Source organism: Collimonas sp. (genome assembly GCF_039923675.1).
Taxonomy (GTDB): Bacteria; Pseudomonadota; Gammaproteobacteria; order Burkholderiales; family Burkholderiaceae_D; genus Collimonas.
Genome location: NZ_JBDTCG010000099.1, coordinates 69,417 through 87,898, shown reverse-complemented (window position 1 = coordinate 87,898; position 18,482 = coordinate 69,417). Strand labels below are relative to the sequence as shown.

The 18,482-nt window shown below is 57.4% G+C and carries 17 protein-coding genes; 13 read left to right on the top strand and 4 right to left on the bottom strand.

Annotated elements, in window-relative coordinates; translation table 11 throughout:
• Positions 1–2 precede the first annotated feature (2 nt).
• From ABI171_RS22815 to gloA, 13 genes are all read left to right on the top strand, one after another.
• On the top strand, positions 3–1,172 hold the full coding sequence (locus ABI171_RS22815; RefSeq protein ID WP_348094858.1) for a PhoH family protein: 1,170 nt from the start codon (positions 3–5) through the stop codon (positions 1,170–1,172).
• Entirely contained in the window at positions 1,156–1,623 is a 468-nt protein-coding gene (ybeY, locus tag ABI171_RS22810) for an rRNA maturation RNase YbeY (protein WP_348094857.1), read from the top strand. Before ABI171_RS22815 ends, ybeY begins: the two co-directional genes overlap by 17 nt.
• 364 nt (positions 1,624–1,987) lie before the next feature.
• Positions 1,988–2,593 carry a cytochrome b/b6 domain-containing protein gene (locus ABI171_RS22805; RefSeq protein WP_348094856.1) on the top strand — a complete coding sequence of 202 codons (606 nt, stop codon included), beginning with the start codon at positions 1,988–1,990 and terminating at the stop codon, positions 2,591–2,593.
• 10 nt (positions 2,594–2,603) lie between these two features.
• Complete coding sequence (locus ABI171_RS22800) at positions 2,604–3,383, top strand: molybdopterin-dependent oxidoreductase (protein ID WP_348094863.1); 780 nt, start codon at positions 2,604–2,606, stop codon at positions 3,381–3,383.
• Between the two features lie 71 nt (positions 3,384–3,454).
• Complete coding sequence (locus tag ABI171_RS22795; protein ID WP_348094855.1) at positions 3,455–3,757, top strand: pentapeptide MXKDX repeat protein; 303 nt, start codon at positions 3,455–3,457, stop codon at positions 3,755–3,757.
• 179 nt (positions 3,758–3,936) lie between these two features.
• The gene (locus tag ABI171_RS22790) at positions 3,937–4,818 is read left to right on the top strand and encodes a transporter associated domain-containing protein (RefSeq protein WP_348094854.1); all 882 of its coding nucleotides are present in this window, start codon (positions 3,937–3,939) and stop codon (positions 4,816–4,818) included.
• Positions 4,819–4,879: 61 nt separating this feature from the next.
• Positions 4,880–6,442 carry an apolipoprotein N-acyltransferase gene (lnt, locus tag ABI171_RS22785; protein WP_348094853.1) on the top strand — a complete coding sequence of 521 codons (1,563 nt, stop codon included), beginning with the start codon at positions 4,880–4,882 and terminating at the stop codon, positions 6,440–6,442.
• A 129-nt stretch (positions 6,443–6,571) separates the two neighbouring features.
• Positions 6,572–7,552 (top strand): glycine--tRNA ligase subunit alpha, encoded by a 981-nt coding sequence (gene glyQ, locus ABI171_RS22780; RefSeq protein ID WP_348094852.1) that lies wholly within the window; start codon positions 6,572–6,574, stop codon positions 7,550–7,552.
• A gap of 11 nt (positions 7,553–7,563) precedes the next feature.
• Entirely contained in the window at positions 7,564–9,672 is a 2,109-nt protein-coding gene (gene glyS, locus ABI171_RS22775) for a glycine--tRNA ligase subunit beta (RefSeq protein WP_348094862.1), read from the top strand.
• A 147-nt stretch (positions 9,673–9,819) separates the two neighbouring features.
• The gene (gene gmhB, locus ABI171_RS22770) at positions 9,820–10,377 is read left to right on the top strand and encodes a D-glycero-beta-D-manno-heptose 1,7-bisphosphate 7-phosphatase (protein WP_348094851.1); all 558 of its coding nucleotides are present in this window, start codon (positions 9,820–9,822) and stop codon (positions 10,375–10,377) included.
• A 69-nt stretch (positions 10,378–10,446) separates the two neighbouring features.
• Positions 10,447–11,190, top strand: coding sequence for a lysophospholipid acyltransferase family protein (locus ABI171_RS22765; protein ID WP_348094850.1), 744 nt, complete (start codon positions 10,447–10,449; stop codon positions 11,188–11,190).
• A gap of 16 nt (positions 11,191–11,206) precedes the next feature.
• A complete protein-coding gene (locus tag ABI171_RS22760; RefSeq protein WP_348094849.1) occupies positions 11,207–12,133 on the top strand; it encodes a SprT family zinc-dependent metalloprotease in 927 nt (308 codons plus the stop codon).
• Positions 12,134–12,214: 81 nt separating this feature from the next.
• Complete coding sequence (gene gloA / locus ABI171_RS22755; protein WP_348094848.1) at positions 12,215–12,625, top strand: lactoylglutathione lyase; 411 nt, start codon at positions 12,215–12,217, stop codon at positions 12,623–12,625.
• 17 nt (positions 12,626–12,642) lie between these two features.
• Here the strand turns inward: gloA and rsmA are convergent, their stop codons facing one another.
• The 4 genes from rsmA to ABI171_RS22735 all read right to left on the bottom strand — a co-directional run bounded on the left by rsmA (position 12,643) and on the right by ABI171_RS22735 (position 18,440).
• On the bottom strand, positions 12,643–13,425 hold the full coding sequence (gene rsmA, locus ABI171_RS22750) for a 16S rRNA (adenine(1518)-N(6)/adenine(1519)-N(6))-dimethyltransferase RsmA (RefSeq protein ID WP_348094847.1): 783 nt from the start codon (positions 13,423–13,425) through the stop codon (positions 12,643–12,645).
• Between the two features lie 84 nt (positions 13,426–13,509).
• Positions 13,510–14,571, bottom strand: a complete 1,062-nt coding sequence (gene pdxA, locus ABI171_RS22745) for a 4-hydroxythreonine-4-phosphate dehydrogenase PdxA (protein ID WP_348094846.1) — start codon at positions 14,569–14,571, stop codon at positions 13,510–13,512.
• 26 nt (positions 14,572–14,597) lie between these two features.
• Entirely contained in the window at positions 14,598–15,944 is a 1,347-nt protein-coding gene (locus tag ABI171_RS22740; RefSeq protein WP_348094861.1) for a peptidylprolyl isomerase, read from the bottom strand.
• A 129-nt stretch (positions 15,945–16,073) separates the two neighbouring features.
• On the bottom strand, positions 16,074–18,440 hold the full coding sequence (locus ABI171_RS22735) for an LPS-assembly protein LptD (RefSeq protein ID WP_348094845.1): 2,367 nt from the start codon (positions 18,438–18,440) through the stop codon (positions 16,074–16,076).
• Positions 18,441–18,482: the final 42 nt, after the last annotated feature.

Sequence of the window (18,482 nt, the reverse complement as noted above, 5' to 3'; positions counted from 1 at the left end):
GTTTGAAAACTAAAACTCCTACCCAGCCGCATTATTTCATCCCGCAGCCGCTCGACAATACGCGGCTGGCCCATCTGTGCGGACCGCTGGATGAAAACCTGCGGCAGATTTCCGCGGCGCTGGATGTCTCGATTTTTCGCCGTGGCGACAAATTCATCGCGGCGGGCGGCAATGCCGAGCGCGCAGTGGAGATCCTCGATCAGTTCTACGCTATCGCCAACAAGGTGATCTCGGTCGATGAGATCCAGCTGGCATTGGTTGAGCAGCGCGCCAAGCTGGGTATGGGGAAAAAAACCAAGGCAGCCAAGAGCAACGGCAAGGCAGACTCCGATACAGACGAAGAATTGAGCGCCGATCCAGCCGATGCCGAGTTGACAGAAAGCGATATCGAAAACCCGGTCTTGAAGACGCGCCGCAGCGACTTGCGCGGCCGTACGCCGCATCAAAGCCAATACATCCGGTCTATCCTTGAGCACGACGTCACGCTCGGCATTGGTCCGGCGGGCACCGGCAAGACCTATCTGGCGGTGGCTTGCGCCGTCGATGCGCTGGAACGCGATGCGGTCAAACGCATCGTGCTGACGCGGCCGGCGGTCGAGGCTGGCGAGCGCCTGGGCTTCCTGCCAGGCGACCTGGCGCAAAAGATCGATCCCTATCTGCGTCCTCTGTATGACGCGCTCTACGATTTGCTGGGCTTCGACCGTACCCAGAAAATGTTCGAGAAGCAGGCGATTGAAATCGCGCCGCTGGCGTATATGCGCGGCCGCACCCTGAATCATGCTTTCATCATCCTGGATGAAGCGCAAAACACTACGCCGGAACAGATGAAAATGTTCCTGACCCGGATCGGCTTCGGCAGCAAGGCCGTGGTCACCGGTGACGTCACCCAGATCGATTTGCAACGCGGCCAGAAGAGCGGCTTGATCGATGCAATGAATATCCTGAAAGATGTGCGCGGGATTGCCTTTACCCGTTTCAACAGCAGCGATGTGGTGCGCCACCCCCTGGTGGCGCGCATAGTCGACGCCTACGAAACCGCATCGGCGGCAGCGCCGGTAGCATCTACCCACGGCGTCATCGAAGCCGCCACGCCCGCGCCGGTCAAACCCGCCAAGCCGGTGCAGACCGGCATTACCAAAACAGCTCGCAGCCGCCATGCCGTCAAAAAATAAACTTTCCCTGTCGGTGCAATATCCCGACCCGCGCCTGAAAGACAGCGTACCTCGCCCGCAATTGCGGCGCTGGGTGCAAGCCGCCCTGCTGGCGCCGGCCGAGCTGACGATTCGCTTCGTCGACGCTGAAGAAGGCCAGGCCTTGAACCGCGACTACCGCGGCAAGGACTACGCCACCAATGTACTGACCTTTGCCTATTCCGAGGATCAGGAGCAGGAAGACAATGGTGTCACCCAGGCCGATATCATTCTCTGCACCGATGTCCTGGAGCGCGAAGCCAGGGAACAAAACAAGACGGTAGTGGAACATGCTGCGCATCTGGTGGTGCATGGCGTCCTGCATGCGCAAGGCTACGACCATGAAGACGACGAGGAAGCGGCTGAAATGGAAAACCTGGAAATCGAAATATTGCAGGCCTTGGGTTGGCCCAACCCCTACGCTGCCAGCTAGCGTCTGCATGGCCCCTTCTAAAAACGCCGCATTTGCGGCGTTTTTTATTGCCTGCGGTTTCGGCGTCTTTCTGTTTTGATAATTACAAATCATCCAAATCAATCACTTAAGTAATTTATAACGTTTCTTTTTGTTAAATACCAAAAACAGAATAATTATTAAAAATATCAGTATTTACTGGACTAGAATCGGCTTGCTTCCCTTATCTTTTTTATTAATAAGAATATGATGAAATGATGTAATGAATTGATCCGGCCTGCGACTAAGCCATATGAAAACAATCATTATCCAGCCATCGGAGACAATCTTGAACCCAGTTACGCCAGTCATATTGACCGCTCCTCTATCCCAACAGGTGGCATAAATGTCAACTTCATTGCTCAAGAAACCGGTCGTGCATCCTATCTGGCTACGCATCACGCATTGGCTCAATGCGCTGGCCGTGATCATCATGATCCTGAGCGGCTGGCGCATCTATAACGCGTCGCCGATCTTCCCGTTCCGCATCCCTAGCGAATGGACCCTGGGCGGCTGGCTGGGCGGCGCCTTGCAATGGCACTTCGCGGCGATGTGGCTGCTGGCCTTGAATGGCCTGATCTATCTACTGTTCAACACCGGCAGTGGCCGCCTGTGGAAAAAATTCCTGCCTTTACGTCCGGCCGAAGTCGTGCAGGACCTGCTGAAGGCGCTACGCGGCAAACTGCAGCACGACGCGCTCGATCATTACAACGCAGTGCAAAAGCTGGCATATGTCTCCGTCATCCTGGATTTGATACTGCTGGTGGTATCCGGCCTGGCAATCTGGAAATCGGTACAGTTGCCGCTGTTGCGTGATTTGATGGGCGGCTTCGACAATGCCAGGATCGTCCACTTCTGCGCAATGGCCTTCCTGGTCGTATTTATTGTGGTGCACATCATCATGGTGGCACTGGTTCCACGCACGCTGCTGGCCATGCTGCGCGGCCGTTGAGGAGAACATGATGATCAAGAAAAATCCAGGGCCGGCTGCGCTGCTTGACGTTGAATCGATACTAAAAGACGCACGTCGCGAACTGGCCGAGCCATCGCGCCGCCTGTTCGCGAAGCGAGCGCTCACCCTGGGCGGCTTGTCGCTGCTGACCGGTTGCAATATCACCGACCAGGCGTCCGTCAACAACATGCTGGAACGCATCTCGCGCATGAACGACGGCGTGCAAGGATGGCTGTTCGATCCGAAGCAGTTGGCGCCTACTTACACGCAGGCCCAAATGACCAGGCCTTTTCCGTTCAATGCGTTTTACGGCATCGAAGACGTACCGGAAATCGACGGCAGCGACTATCAACTCGAAATCCTCGGCCTGGTGACCAATAAACGCCCCTGGACGCTGGAGCAATTGCACAAGATGCCGCAGAACGAGCAGATCACCCGCCATATCTGCGTCGAAGGCTGGAGCGCCATCGGCCGCTGGGGCGGCATTCCGTTCTCTTATTTCCTGAAGATGATCGGCGCCGACATGAGCGCCAAATATATCGACTTTCAGTGCGGCGACGATTACCACACCAGCATCGACATGGCGACTGCGCTGCATCCGCAGACACAACTCACACTGACTTACGATGGCCAGATCCTGCCGCCGAAATACGGTTTCCCGATGAAATTGCGGATGCCGACCAAGCTCGGCTACAAGAATCCGAAGCACATCGTATCGATGGAAGTCACAAATAAGTACCCTGGCGGTTACTGGGAAGACCAGGGGTACAACTGGTTCGGCGGTTCTTGAGCTAAAAAAACAGCGCAACGGAATCCGTTGATTTTCATGGCACTTTCGCCACTTTTACCTGGAGATTCAAAATGAAGAAAAGCCTCACAATCCTGTTGGTTACCGGCCTGATGATGACTGCCGGCGGCGTTTATGCGCAAGATGCGATGTCGAAAGACGCCGCACCTATGGCCAAAGATGCAATGTCGAAAGATGCCGCACCTATGGCTAAAGATGGCATGTCGAAAGATGCAATGAGCAAGGACAGCATGTCGAAGGACGCGATGGCCAAGCCGCACAAGAAGATGCACAAGAAAGACGCCATGTCCAAGGATGCGATGTCGAAAGACGAAATGAGCAAGGACGGCATGGCTAAAGATGAAATGAAGAAATAATTACCATCCTGGCAATCCAGGCGGATAGTGCTTTTGAGCACTATCCGCTTTTTTTATGTGGCGAAATCGCCGGTTTGGACCACAATATAAGCAAGGAGACACACGCGTTTAGTCGTCCTGTCACATATTTGTTGTATGCTATTGCTTCCGAAACAATGTGAAACCAAGGCTAACGCCATATGCCAGAGCACCCTAGTAGCGTCAAATCATTTGACGCTAAACCCCACCGGTCATTATTTGAACGCCTGACCGCACTGATTTCTCCCGAACCTGAAAACCGCGCCGAACTGCTCGACGTGCTGCAAGACGCACACGAACGCAACCTGATCGACGCCGACGCGCTGTCGATGATCGAAGGCGTGTTCCAGGTATCCGACCTCTCTGCCCGCGACATCATGATCCCGCGCTCGCAAATGGACATGATCGACGTCACCAAGCCTATCGAAGACTGGATGCCGGAAGTCCTGTCGACCGCCCACTCGCGCTTCCCTGCCGTCGACGGCGAGCGCGACAAGGTGATCGGCATCCTGCTGGCGAAAGACCTGCTGCGCTACTACGCCGAAGATTCGTTCGACGTCCGTGACATGTTGCGCCCAGCGGTGTTCATTCCCGAATCCAAGCGCCTGAACGTGCTGTTGCGCGACTTCCGCGCCAACCGCAATCACATGGCGATTGTGGTCGACGAGTACGGCGGCGTCGCCGGCCTGATCACGATTGAAGACGTGCTGGAACAGATCGTCGGCGACATCGAGGACGAGTACGACTTCGATGAAGAAGAAGACAATATCCTGGCCATCCGCGACGGCGATCACGGTGGCCGCTGGCGGATCAAGGCGCTGACCGAGATCGAACAGTTCAACGAAACGCTGGAGACGGCGCTGGTGGATGAAGACGTCGACACCATCGGCGGCCTGGTCGCTAACCATCTCGGCCGCGTGCCGCGCAAAGGCGATGAATTCACCATCGACAATGTGCGCTTTGAAGTATTACGCGCCGATGCGCGTCAGGTGCATGTCCTGCTGGTCGAAAAGCTGTCAGAATCTGCCCAGGAAGAATCCTGACGGAGAGAGCGTAGGTCGGGACGCTGATCCGACCTACCTCAACCAACAGCAACGGCTGCCCATGCGTTTTCGCCTTACCTCGAATAGATTTCCCCTCTTGCTCGCGTTGGCCGCCATTACTGGCGCCGTCAACGTCTTCGCCTTCGCGCCTTACGGACTGTGGCCGATACAGCTGCTGACCCTGGCGCTGCTGATCTTTTGCTTGCTGCAGAACGATGCGGCCGGTTGCGTCAAACGCAGCGCGCTGCTCGGCTTGGCCTACGGCTTCGGCTGGGTCGCCCACGGGGTTTACTGGATCTATATTTCATTGCACGACTTCGGCGGCTTGCCGGCTTGGCTGGCGGTGCTGGCAGTAGCGGTGCTGGCGCTCGCCATGGGCGTGTACACAGCCCTTTGCACCGGTCTCAGCGTCTGGTTGCGGCAGCGCTGGTCGGCCTCGCCGCTGCTGTTTGCGCTGGCGATTTTCCCGGCCATGTGGGGACTGACGGAATGGCTGCGCGGCTGGGTGTTCACCGGCTTTCCCTGGTTGATTTCCGGCTACGCCCATACCGCCGGCCCGCTGGCCGGCTATGCGCCACTGGTCGGCGTATATGGTCTGGGCTGTATCTCGGCTGTCATCGCAGGCTGCCTGGCGTTGCTGCCGCAACGTAAAGTTCCCGCGCTCGCCGCCATGCTGGCGCTGGTCGCTGGCCTTGGCTTGCATCAGATTAACTGGACCTCGCCCAATGGCAAGCCGATTTCAGTGCGGCTGTTACAGGGCAATGTGCCGCAGGAAGAAAAATTCAACACCGCGCAGATCATCAATTCCTTGCGCCTTTATGTCGACATGATCCGCGCCGCGCCGGCTGACCTGATCGCGACGCCGGAGACTGCGGTGCCGATCCTGCAGACCGAGCTGCCGCCGGATTTCCTGCCGGCCCTGTCGGATTTTTCCCGCCAGACCGGTAGCCATATCGCGCTTGGCATTCCCTACATCGACGGCCCTTATCGCTATTCCAACAGCGTCATCGGCATTGCGCCACGGGACCAGACAATTCCCGCGTTCCGCTATGACAAGCAGCATCTGGTGCCGTTCGGCGAGTTCGTGCCGTTCGGCTTTCGCTGGTTCGTCGACATGATGAACATCCCGCTCGGCGATTTCCAGCGCGGCGCAGTGGTGCAAAAGCCGTTCGCGGTGAAGGACCAGTGGGTGTTGCCGAACATTTGCTACGAGGACTTGTTCGGCGATGAGATCGCGGCCCAGCTGGCCGCTACCCATGCCGCCGGCCAGCCGACCGCGACGCTGCTGCTGAACATGTCGAACATCGCCTGGTTCGGCAATACGATCGCCTTGCCGCAGCATTTGCAGATCTCGCAAATGCGTAGCCTGGAAAGCGGCCGCCCGATGCTGCGCGCGACCAATACCGGCGCTACCGCCGTGATTGATCCGCATGGCTTGGTCAGCGCCCAGCTAGCGCCCTACAGCCGTGGCACGCTGGCACTATCGGTACAAGGCTATGGCGGCATGACACCCTACATCCTGCTCGGCAACCGTACGCTGCTGGCGGCGGTGCTGCTGATGCTGGCCTTGAGCTGGTGGCGCTGCCGCACGCTGCGCGGCAAGCCTGAGCAGAAACGGGACTAAGCCCGTAAAACCCGCTAAAATCGCTGTTTTTGGCGCTGATGCCGGAAGCTTCATTTAAAGCGCTCCTGGTCGCCTCACTCGGTCTCCACTATTAATCGGCACTTGCCGTACGGAAAAGCAACAAAAACGATGCTTACATTTCAACAAATCATTCTCAAATTACAAGAATACTGGGATGCGCAAGGCTGCGCCCTGCTGCAACCCTATGACATGGAAGTCGGCGCCGGCACCTCGCATACGGCGACCTTCCTGCGCGCCATAGGCCCGGAGCCTTGGCGCGCCGCCTATGTGCAACCGTCGCGCCGTCCTAAAGACGGCCGTTACGGCGAAAATCCGAATCGCTTGCAACATTACTATCAATACCAGGTGGTTCTCAAGCCGGCGCCGGAAAACATTCTCGAGCTGTATCTGGGCTCGCTGGCGGCGCTCGGACTTGATCTGCAGCGTAACGACGTCCGTTTTGTCGAAGACGACTGGGAAAACCCGACCCTGGGCGCCTGGGGCCTGGGCTGGGAAGTCTGGCTGAACGGCATGGAAGTCACCCAATTCACCTATTTCCAGCAAGTCGGCGGCCTCGATTGCAAGCCGGTGCTGGGTGAAATCACCTACGGTATCGAGCGGCTGGCGATGTATCTGCAGGGCGTGGAAAACGTCTACGACCTGGTATGGACCGAATGGGTCGAAAGCGGCGTCAAGAAAACCCTCAGCTATGGCGATGTGTTCCATCAAAACGAAGTCGAGCAATCGACCTACAACTTTGAATACGCCGATACCGAATTCCTGTTCCCGCTGTTCGGCAACTACGAAACCCAGGCCAAGCGTTTGCTGGAAGTGCCGCTGGCGCTGCCGGCCTACGAAATGGTGTTGAAGGCAGCGCATACCTTCAATCTGCTGGACGCGCGCGGCGCCATCTCGGTCACCGAGCGCGCGGCCTACATGGGCCGGATCCGCAACCTGTCGCGTGCAGTAGCGCAGGCGTACTACGATTCACGGGCGAAACTGGGCTTCCCGATGTGGGAAATCACCAAGGAAAACGCCGATCTGTTATTGCAAGAATTTGGAGATGAATACATGGCGGCTGTGGCTCAGCGCGCAGGGGAACAAGCATGAAGGACTCACTCTTGACCCGTACCCTGTTGATCGAAATCTTTACCGAAGAATTGCCGCCGAAAGTATTGGCAAAACTGGGCGATGCCTTCGCCATGGGCATCTTCAATGGCTTGAAAGCGCGCGACTTCCTGGAAGAAGGCGCGTTCGCCACCGCATTCGCTACGCCACGCCGGTTGGCAGTCTCCATCAGCAATGTGCGCGCCACATCGCTGGATAAAACCATGCGTGAAAAAGTGCTGCCGGTATCAGTGGCGCTGGATGCCGAAGGCCGTCCTTCGGCGCCGCTGGTCAAGAAACTGGCAGCCATCGCCGCACAATGCGGCAAGGTGGTGATCACCCCGGCCGAGCTGGAACGCGCGCCCGACGGCAAATCCGAAAGTTTTTTCTACAGCTACACCGCCAAAGGCGTGGCGCTGCAAACCGGTTTGCAAACGGTGCTGGAAGACAGCGTCGCCAAGCTGCCGATCCCGAAAGTCATGAGTTATCAGCGCCAGCATGGCCACGCCGCCGGCCACACCGTCCGTTTTGTACGGCCGGCGCACAGCCTGGTTGCGCTGCACGGCGACCAGATACTGCCGCTGACCTTGCTCGGCCTGGACGCCGGCCGTCTGACCGAAGGCCATCGTTTCTTGTCGCAAGGCCGCATCTCGCTGACCGATGCCGACAGCTATGCCAACACGCTGGCGGAGCAAGGCAAAGTCATCGCCAGCTTCGATCTGCGCAAGGAAAAGACCCGCACAGCCTTGCTCGCCACTGCCGGCAATGACAAGGTGCTGATGCCGGAATCGCTGCTGGATGAAGTCGCGGCGCTGGTCGAATGGCCGGTGGTGTATGCCTGCAAGTTTGGCGATGAATTCCTCAGCGTGCCGCAGGAATGCCTGATCCTGACGATGCAAACCAATCAAAAATATTTTGCCTTGACCGATGCCGCGGGCAAACTGCGCTCGCGCTTCCTGATCGTCTCGAATCTGCAGACCGATGAACCGCGTTACATCATCGAAGGCAACGAGCGCGTGGTCCGCCCGCGCCTGTCCGATGCGAAATTCTTTTACGAGCAAGACCAGAAAAAGAAACTGGCCGAGCGCGTGCCGCTGCTGGCCAATGTGGTGTACCACAACAAGCTCGGCAACCAGTTGCAACGCACCGAACGCGTCAAAGCGCTGGCGGTGGCGATTGCCGGCTTGCTCGGCAGCGATATTGCGCTGGCTGAGCGCGGCGCATTCCTGGCCAAGGCCGACCTGCTGACCGATATGGTCGGCGAATTTCCTGAGCTGCAGGGCATCATGGGCAACTACTATGCACGCCATGACGGTGAAGCAGAGCACGTTGCACTGGCCATTTCGGAACACTATCAGCCGCGCTTTGCCGGCGACGCGCTGCCGACTACCGACACCAGCACCGCGGTCGCACTGGCCGACAAGCTGGAAACCCTGGTCGGCATCTGGGGCATCGGCCTGCAGCCGACCGGCGACAAAGATCCGTTCGCCTTGCGCCGCCACGCACTGGGCATCCTGCGCATGCTGCTGGAAAAGCGCCTGCCGATATCCCTGACGCAATTGCTGAGCAACGCCGCCCGGCAGTTTGCCGGCAATACAAACTTCAAGGACCCAGGTAGCGACGTGCTGCCGTTCCTGTACGACCGCCTGCGCGGCCTGCTGCGCGAGCGCGGCTATGCGCAGAATGAAATCGAAGCGGTAGTGGCGCAACAGCCGGAACGGCTCGACAACATCATCGAGCGGCTGGATGCGGTGCAGGCATTTGCCGCCCTGCCGGAAGCGGAAGCGCTGGCAGCGGCGAACAAGCGCATCACCAACATCTTGAAAAAGACGGAAAGCGTCGGCAATGCGGTCAGCAAGGAGCTGCTGCGCGATGACGCTGAATTACAGTTGTTCGTGGCGATGGAAGCGCTCAAACCGGAAGTCGACGCCGCCTTTGCCAAGGGCGACTTCAGCACCGCATTGAAAGCGCTGGCGCAATTGCGCCAGCAGGTCGATGCCTTCTTCAACGATGTGATGGTGATGGCGGAAGACGAGCAGTTGCGCAATAACCGCCTGGCGTTGCTGGCCAAGCTGCATGCGATGTTGAACCAGGTTGCCGACATTTCCAAGCTGGCAGCTTAAAATGGCCGTGAATAGCTCCACTGCGCCACTTCCGACCGAGTCATTCCCGCGAACGCGGGAATCCAACGTCGTCAGTAAACTGGATCCCCGCGTTCGCGGGGATGACGGTTTTTTTAGCGCTGCTCCTGGGTTGCCCCACAAACCAATATGAAACTAATCATCCTCGACCGCGACGGCGTCATCAATCACGACTCGGACGCCTTCATCAAAACACCCGACGAATGGGTGCCGATCAAGGGTTCGCTGGAAGCCATAGCGCGCCTCAACCAGGCGGGCTATCGCGTGGTGGTGGCGACCAACCAGTCAGGCATCGCGCGCGGCTTGTTCGACATGCAGGCGCTGATGGCGATTCATCAGAAGATGCACGAAGCGGCGCAGCTGGTCGGCGCCGAAATCGATGCGATCTTCTTTTGTCCGCACGCGGCCGACGACAACTGCGATTGCCGCAAGCCGAAGGCCGGCATGTTCCACGACATCGGCAAGCGCTTTGAAGTCAGCTTGCGCGGCGGCGTGGCCACTGTGGGCGACTCGCTGCGCGACTTGCAAGCCGGCTTTGTCGCCGGTTGCGCGCCTTACCTGGTGCTCACCGGAAAAGGAGAAAAGACCCGTGAAAAAGGCGGCCTGCCGCCCGGCACCTTGATTTTCCCGGACCTGGCCGCGGTGGTGGAGTTTTTGCTGAAGAAGCCGATGGAGTTGTCAGTCTGATCGGCGAGATTGGCGAATTCAGCCATCTCGCAAATAGCATGTTTGTTTAGAAAAAATACTGGAGTTTGCATGTTGCGTTTTTCCCTGTTTCTACGTTCGCTGCTGTTCACCGTACTGATGGCTATCCTGACCGTGGTCTGGTCGCTGGCCTGCGTCCTGTTCGCACCATTCCCCTATGCCCGCCGCTATTACCTGACCGCGCGCTGGAATGTCATCGTAGTGTGGATGGCCAAGGTCATCTGCGGCATCCGCTACGAAGTCAAGGGCATGGAGAATTTTCCGGATGCGCCGGCAGTTGTGCTGAGCAAGCATCAGTCGGCCTGGGAAACCATTTTCCTGCTGCAGATGACGCCGCGCCCGCTGGTGTTCGTCTTCAAGAAATCGCTGACCTACATCCCGTTTTTCGGCTGGGGCATCGCGCTGTTGCGCATGATTCCGATTGACCGTAGCAAGGGCCGCGATGCGTTCGCCCAGGTCGTGGTGCAAGGCCGCAAACGGCTGGCGGACGGCCAGTGGATCATCATGTTCCCGGAAGGCACACGGATTCCTGTCGGCCAGACCGGCAAATACAAGAACGGCGGCACGCGCCTGGCGGTTGAAACCAATACCCTGGTCGTGCCGATCGCCCACAATGCCGGCGAGTGCTGGCCGAAGAATTCTTTCATCAAGAAACCGGGCCTGATCACGGTTTCCATCGGCAAGCCGATCTATCCGGAAAACCTGGATAGCAGCGAGTTGATGGCGAAAGTCGAAAATTGGATAGAATCTGAAATGCGGGTGATTTCACCCCTTGTCTATTCCAGGCAAAAATAAACCTCACTAGCCAACATTGAAACTATTGCATCAAAAGCCAATTAAGCCTCGCCCGGGGCCGAATGCAACTCCCCGGGGCAAAGCACAGCAGCAACAAGCGCTGCAACTGGATCTGTTTGCCGAGGATCCTGTCGCCAGCACGGCCGTCCCTCCGCAAACTGTTAATCCAAGATCAACATCGCCCAAGCCGCCTGCGATTGAACCATCGGCGCTGGCGCCTGGCAAGCGACGCCTGCACTTCGACGAGCATATCCTCGATTACACCCTGCTGCGCTCCAAACGCCGCTCCATCGGCTTCCTGATCAGCGATGACGGCTTGCGTGTGACAGCGCCCAAATGGGTGACGCTGGGCGATATCGAAATTGCCATCCGTGAAAAGAAACGTTGGATTTTTACCAAGCTGAGTGAATACCGCGATCGCTCCACCCGCCGCATGCAGCCGCAAATGGCATGGCGCGACGGCGAAACGCTGCCCTACATGGGCCGCAGCATCACCCTGCGGATTCACGCCACGCAAAAGGCCGGGATTCATTTCGACGACGCCAGCGACCAGTTGATCGTCTGCCTGCCGGCCGACGCTGGCGAACAGCAATTGAAAGACCGCGTGCTGGGCTGGCTGCAACTTGAGGCCAAGCGCGTGTTTGGCGAACGGCTGCCGATCTATGCCAAGAAGCTGGGCGTCACCTATCAGTCGTTTGCGCTATCGTCCGCGACCACGCAATGGGGCTCCTGCACCTCTGAGGGCAAGATCCGCCTCAACTGGCGCCTGATGCACTTTGCGCTGCCGCTGATCGATTATGTGATTGCGCACGAGTTGTCGCACTTGCGCGAGATGAACCACAGTCCGCGTTTCTGGGCGACTGTACAATCAATCTTCCCTGACTTTGAAACCGCCCGCAAAACCTTGCGCGACAGCGCCCAGGAAACGCTGCCGGTTTTCTAAGTCGCTGCACCCTCCGCTACGCCGATGTAAACTGTCGGTGCAAGCCAAGCATTCTCTCCCTTCCCAACCATTGAGAAAAACATGCGAATCCTCCACACCATGCTGCGCGTCGGCAATCTGCAACGTTCCATCGATTTTTACACCAAGGTGCTAGGTATGAAACTGCTGCGCACCAACGACAATCCGGAATATAAATATACTCTGGCGTTCGTCGGCTACGGCAGCAATCCCGACCATGCTGAACTCGAATTGACCTACAACTACGGTGTGGAGAGCTATGACCAAGGCACGGCTTTCGGCCACTTGGCGGTCGCCGTGGAGGATGCTTATAAAGCCTGCGAGGATGTCCGGGCTCAGGGCGGGAATGTGACTCGCGCAGCGGGTCCGGTAAAGGGCGGCAGCACTGTCATCGCATTCGTCCAGGACCCCGATGGCTACAAGGTGGAACTGATCGAACGCAAAATCGGCGATGCGCCTGACGCCAAACTCTGATTTGTGAATGTCGGCGCTTAAGCGGCGCCGTCCGGCAGGCGATTGGCCAGCTCGACAAATAGCTCCATCGAGATGGCTTCAGGCCGCGCTTGCGGATCGACGCCAGCGTCTATCAACTGACTTTCTGTGAACATTCCGGCCAGGCAGTTGCGTATGACTTTGCGGCGCTGGGTGAATGCCTTGAGCACCACCGCTTCGAGTTTCTGCTGGTTGCAAGCCAAAGGCTGGGCAATCGGGATCATGCGCACGATGGCCGATTCGACCCGCGGCGGCGGATCGAAAGCGGTCGGCGGCACGATGAACAACAGCGACATCCGGTAGCGCCATTGCAGCATCACGGAGAGCCGGCCAAAAGCCTTGCTGGCCGGTTGCGCCACCATCCGCTCCACCACTTCCTTTTGCAGCATGAAATGCTGGTCTTGCACCAACGGCGCAATCTCGGTCAGGTGGAACAGCAGCGGACTGGAAATGTTATAGGGCAGATTGCCGACTACACGCAATTTTTTATCGCCGGTCAAAGGGATGCCGGCGAAATCGAACTTCAATGCATCGGCGGAATGTACATGCAAACGGGCCGGATCGAAATTCTTTTCCAGCCGCGCGACCAGGTCGCGGTCCAGCTCCACCACATGCAAGCTTTGCAGCGATTGCAGCAACAGCTTTGTCATGGCTGCCAAGCCCGGACCGATTTCGACCATATTGTCGTCGGCTTGCGGATCGATGGCACTGATGATGTTGTACAGCACGGTGTCGTCCGTGAGGAAGTTCTGGCCGAAGCGTTTACGGGGGATATGTTTCATAAATTCTCTTATTTGTAGGATAGCGCTGGCGACATGGCCATCACGTCATGGCGCATGAAGTGCAGAACGACAACCTGCGCGATCTTAGTTCGGCCTGCCTGCCCGTACCATTTGCGCTGCGGCATTCAGCGCCGCCAGCATGCTGCCGTGATCGGCGCGGCCGAGGCCGGCAGCAGCCAGGTCAAGCGCCGTGCCATGATCCACGGAAGTCCGTATAAACGGCAAGCCCAGCGTGATGTTGATGCCATGTCCGAAGCTGGCGTATTTCAACACCGGCAAACCCTGGTCGTGATACATCGCCAGGACACAATCGGCTTCGTCCAGATATTTTTGCTGGAACAGGGTATCTGCGGGATATGGCCCGCTCACTGTAATGCCCTTGGCTTTGGCTGCTTGCAGCACCGGGCCGATGATATCGATTTCTTCGCGGCCCAGATAACCTCCCTCGCCCGCGTGCGGATTCAGGCCGGTCACTAGAATACGCGGCTGCGCCAGGCCGAACTTGCTCTTCAGATCGGCATGCAGGATAGCGATGGTACGGCTCAGGCTATCGAAGGTGATCGCAGCCGCTACATCCTTCAACGCCAGATGGGTGGTCGCCAGCGCCACGCGCAATGGCGGCGTTGTGCGGTCGGTAGCCAGCATCATGACCACTTGCGGGGTGGCGCTTTTTTCAGCCAGGTATTCGGTATGGCCGGTAAACGCCACGCCGGCGTCATTGATCGTGCTTTTCTGCAGCGGCGCGGTGACCATGCCGTCGAAAATTCCCTGCATCGCGCCGTCGATTGCAATATCCAGCGCGCGCAGCACCGCCCTGCCATTGCGTGCATCCAGCAAACCCGGCTGCACATGGGCATCAAGCTGGCAATCGATCACTGCGATCTGATCGACTGAAAAATTCGGCAAGCCGTTATTGCGGAAGGCCTGCTGCGACAACGCTACCAGGCGGATTTGCGGATCGATCTCCGCCGCGATCATGGCTAGAAATGCGGCATCGCCAATCAGTACGCTCTTGATCTCAGCGCGCAACTGCCAGGCGGCCTTGATCGACACTTCCGGGCCGATACCGGCCGGCTCCCCGCAAGTGACTGCCAAGACAGGCCGCCGCTGCAGGTCGACCGGAGCGGCCGCTAATTGATCAGGCATGCGCTACTTTCGAGTAGTCACCAGTTTCAGTGATCGTCGTTGCGGTATTCGACATAAGTACGGTCGCGCAATTGACGCAACCAGTCGTTGGTGGCTTCTTCGGTTTTACGTTCACGAATCGCCATCCGTGCAGCCAGACGCTGACGCTCTTTCGACACATCGTTGGTCTTGCGCTCGACCACCTGGATCAGGTGATAGCCGAATGGCGACTCGATAGGATCGCTGATCTGGCCCGGTTTCAACGCATCCATCGCTCGTTCGAATTCTGGTACGGTATCGCCGGGATATACCCAGCCCAGATCGCCGCCCTTCGAGGCTGACAAATCGTTGGAGTATTGCTTGGCCAGGTCTTCGAATTTGGCGGCATTGTTGTCCAGCCGCTCTTTCAGGTCGAGCAGACGGCGACGGGCGTCAGCCGCTGTCACGGTTGGTGTCACCTTGATGAGGATATGGCGGACATGGGTCTGCTGCACCGGCGCGGCAGCCGTATCTTTCGGCGCACTGGCGGCGGCACGCTTGTTGATCAGCTTGACGATATGAAAACCATTGGCGCTCTTTAATATTCCCGATACCTGGCCGGGGGCCAGATTAGCCACCGCCTCGACGTACAACGATGGCAGACGGTCTTGCGTGCGCCATCCCATGTCGCCGCCGGTCAAGGCGTCGGTGGAATCTGAATAAGCGGCGGCAATCGAGGCGAAATTACCGCCAGAGCGGATTTGCTGCATCGCTTCTTCGGCACGCTTGGCGCGCTGGGCAATCTGGTCGGCCGTTGCATTTTCCGGCACACGGACCAGAATCTGGGCTAAGTCCAGCTCCTGTCCATTTTGCTTGTTGCTGCTGTCCGCAGTGATGTAGTTATCGACTTCCGATTCCGAAATCTGGATCTTGTTATCCACTTCGCGTTCGCGCAGGCGCTGCAACAGCATCTCCTGGCGGATTTCTTCACGGAACGCAGGGTAAGGGATTTTGTCCTGGGCCAATTGCTTCTGGAAATCCGCCATCGACATTTTGTTTTGTTCCGCAATCCGGCCGATCGCACGATCCAGCATGACGTCATCTACCGACAAACCATTCTCTTTCGCCAGCTGCACTTCGGCGCGCTCAAGAATCATGCGCTCGAGCAATTGTTTTTGCAGTTCCGCGACGGGCGGCAATTCGACATTCTGCGCCTTCATGCGTTGCGTCACATCATTCAGACGCTTGGCCAATTCCTGTTGGGTAATCACATCTGTGTTGACCACAGCGATGATGGCGTCAACCGTTTGCGGCGCGGCTTTTGCGGCAGAAGCGCTGACTGCAGGCGCGGGCGCGGCAACTGCTGCGGGAGCAACCAAAGGTGGCGTAATTTGGCTCGACACCGCTTGCGCCATGGCGCTGCCGGCCGTTGCAGATAACAGCAGGAACGCCATTGCCGCGAGTTGGGTTTGATTGGTTTTACGCATAATTGGAAAAACGTTCATGAATGAGGATAATCAGAAGAATGACGGAGAATAACAGGTTCAACGGCTAATGAAAGAATCTGACTGGTTAATATTTTGATAACCTGGAACACTGCTTCGCAGCGCGCTGATCGGATCTGATCCGATTTTTGACAAACCATTCAATTCAAGTTGTATAAAAAATCCGGTAGTGGTGCGGGTTGACGAAGTCGGCGTACGCTGGCCCACCAGGCGGAAAACCCAGCAATCGGCCTTGTATTCAAGTCCGATCAAACTTTGTCCGACGGTTTTTTCCTGCAAGGAATAGCTGACGCGGCCGACGCCATACCAGCGCCTTGTCAACGGCCATTGGGCAGACAGGTCGAATTGCTTCAGGTATTTATTATCTACATCAAGCGGATCGATGTTGGTGTGATCCAGCTGGTAGGAAAAATTGATGACTTTTTTCGGGCCTGGTTGCCATTTGATGGTGGAGCCGGCTCGCACCCATTGATTATTGCTTTGGCTGTATTCGATAGTATTGTCGACCCCCAGTGTCGGCGTCACCTGACCGCCAGCCATCAACAGCAGGTCCGAACGGCTGGTGGTGATGTTGTCGGTCGTGTTCAACGCTACACGCGGCTGGGTAAAATACATGCGCTGGCCAATACCCAGACGCAAGCGTTCCAAGCCGGATTCCTCGATAAAGCGAGAGGTCACCGCAGTAGTCAATTGATTGGCGTCGCTGATGCGGTCATGGCCGCTATAGCGGTTCTCGGTAAAAATCTGGGCGAAATTGAAGTCCGCCGCGCCACTGTCGAATAAAGGAAACTGGCTTTGGTCGTGGTACGGCGTGCGCACATAGAACAGGCGCGGCTCCAGCGTTTGCGTCATCTTGTTGCCGAAGAATGTGGCGTCGCGCTCGAAAATCAGGCCGGTATCAAGCGAGAAAGTCGGCAGGACCCGGCTGAAATCATTGCCTAAGGGCGTCGGAGCTGGTGCGCCCAACGCAACTGGTTGTGTCACCGCATTCGCTATGCCGAACTTATTAGGCTCGATGCTGTAGGCCGTCGCATCCAGCTGGATTTTTGGCGTGATGAAATACCCGGGACGAATGATCGGATAGGAAAGCTGCGGATTGATGTAGACGCGTTCACCGCCCAGTGGTAGCAAAGTGCTGCTGGTATAAGTCGTTGAGCTACCCGACGGGAAATCATATTGCGTATTTCTGAAGCGCGTATATTGCGCGTTGACGGTCCAGTCGAAACCGTAAATATCCTGCTTGCCGGCGGTAACGGTGACTTGCGGCATCCGGTCATACGGACGGCTCAGCGTAGGCAATCCAGCGGCATTAAAATCCTGCAATACCTGATAGCGCGAAGCCAGTGCCGCCACGTTCCAGAACGAACCACTGTAGTTCAGATCGAATTCGCGATTCAAGGTACGCAGAGAACTTTGCGTAATCGAACGCGTGAAATCGTCGGGATAATTATTATCCGAAGCAAAGTTGACGTTCCAGCCCATCGTCAACCCCGGCAACAGCGTCTGCGAATGGATAGACTGCAAGGCATAACGATCGGTCTTGGTCAGCTGGTCGCCTGGCAAGAATTCCACTTTGGTCTGACCGCTATAGTCCACCCCCATGTAACGCGCATCCGCTCCCATCTGCAGGCCACGCTGGCTGATGATGTTGGGATAGAGCGTCAAGTCGCGATTCGGAGCGATATTAAAATAGTACGGCAGATTGAATTCCAGGCCGCCATTGTTGGTGGAGCCGATAATCGGCGGCAACACGCCGGACTGGCGGTCGCCCGTCAACGGGAAAGACATTATCGGCGACCCGAGGATAGGCACGTTCTTGAAATAGACGATACCGTTGTGGGCAACCCCTTCGCCCAGGCCGCTGTCAATGTCCAGCGTGCTGGACTTGACATACCAGTCCGGCTTGGTGCCCGGACAGGTGGTATAGGTGCCCTTGAGGATTTCCGACCTGTCTTCATCCAGAAAATTGACGCGATCGGCTTTGCCGTGGCCATCATTGGCCTGGAACCAGTAAGTCGGATTGGTCAGGTATCCTTGCCCTGAATCCATATTCATCTGCAGATCGTCGCCGGTGTACCTGTCGCCGTAGCGATTCATGCGCACGCAACCGTGGGCTTCCGCCTCGTTCTCGACAATATGGTAGACGCCGGTGTTGGATTTGAGATTGGTGCCGCCACGGGTCATGTCCACATCGTTGTCCAGATTGAGCAAACGATCCGGGCGTCCGGTCATCTGTTCCGCCTCTATCGTGGTCGGGGCGTCGGTGTCATTGACACGCGGCTGCCTGGGTTTCGGCTGGTTGGCCTGCGCATCGGGGATGATCGGCGTGCTCACCTCGACCGCCTGGGCCCATGCCCACATCGGCATCGATACCGCAGCAATGACCGAAGCCACCAATACAGTCATGCGCCGCAGGGCAGGCAATTGGAACGCGGCCTGGCCAGACCG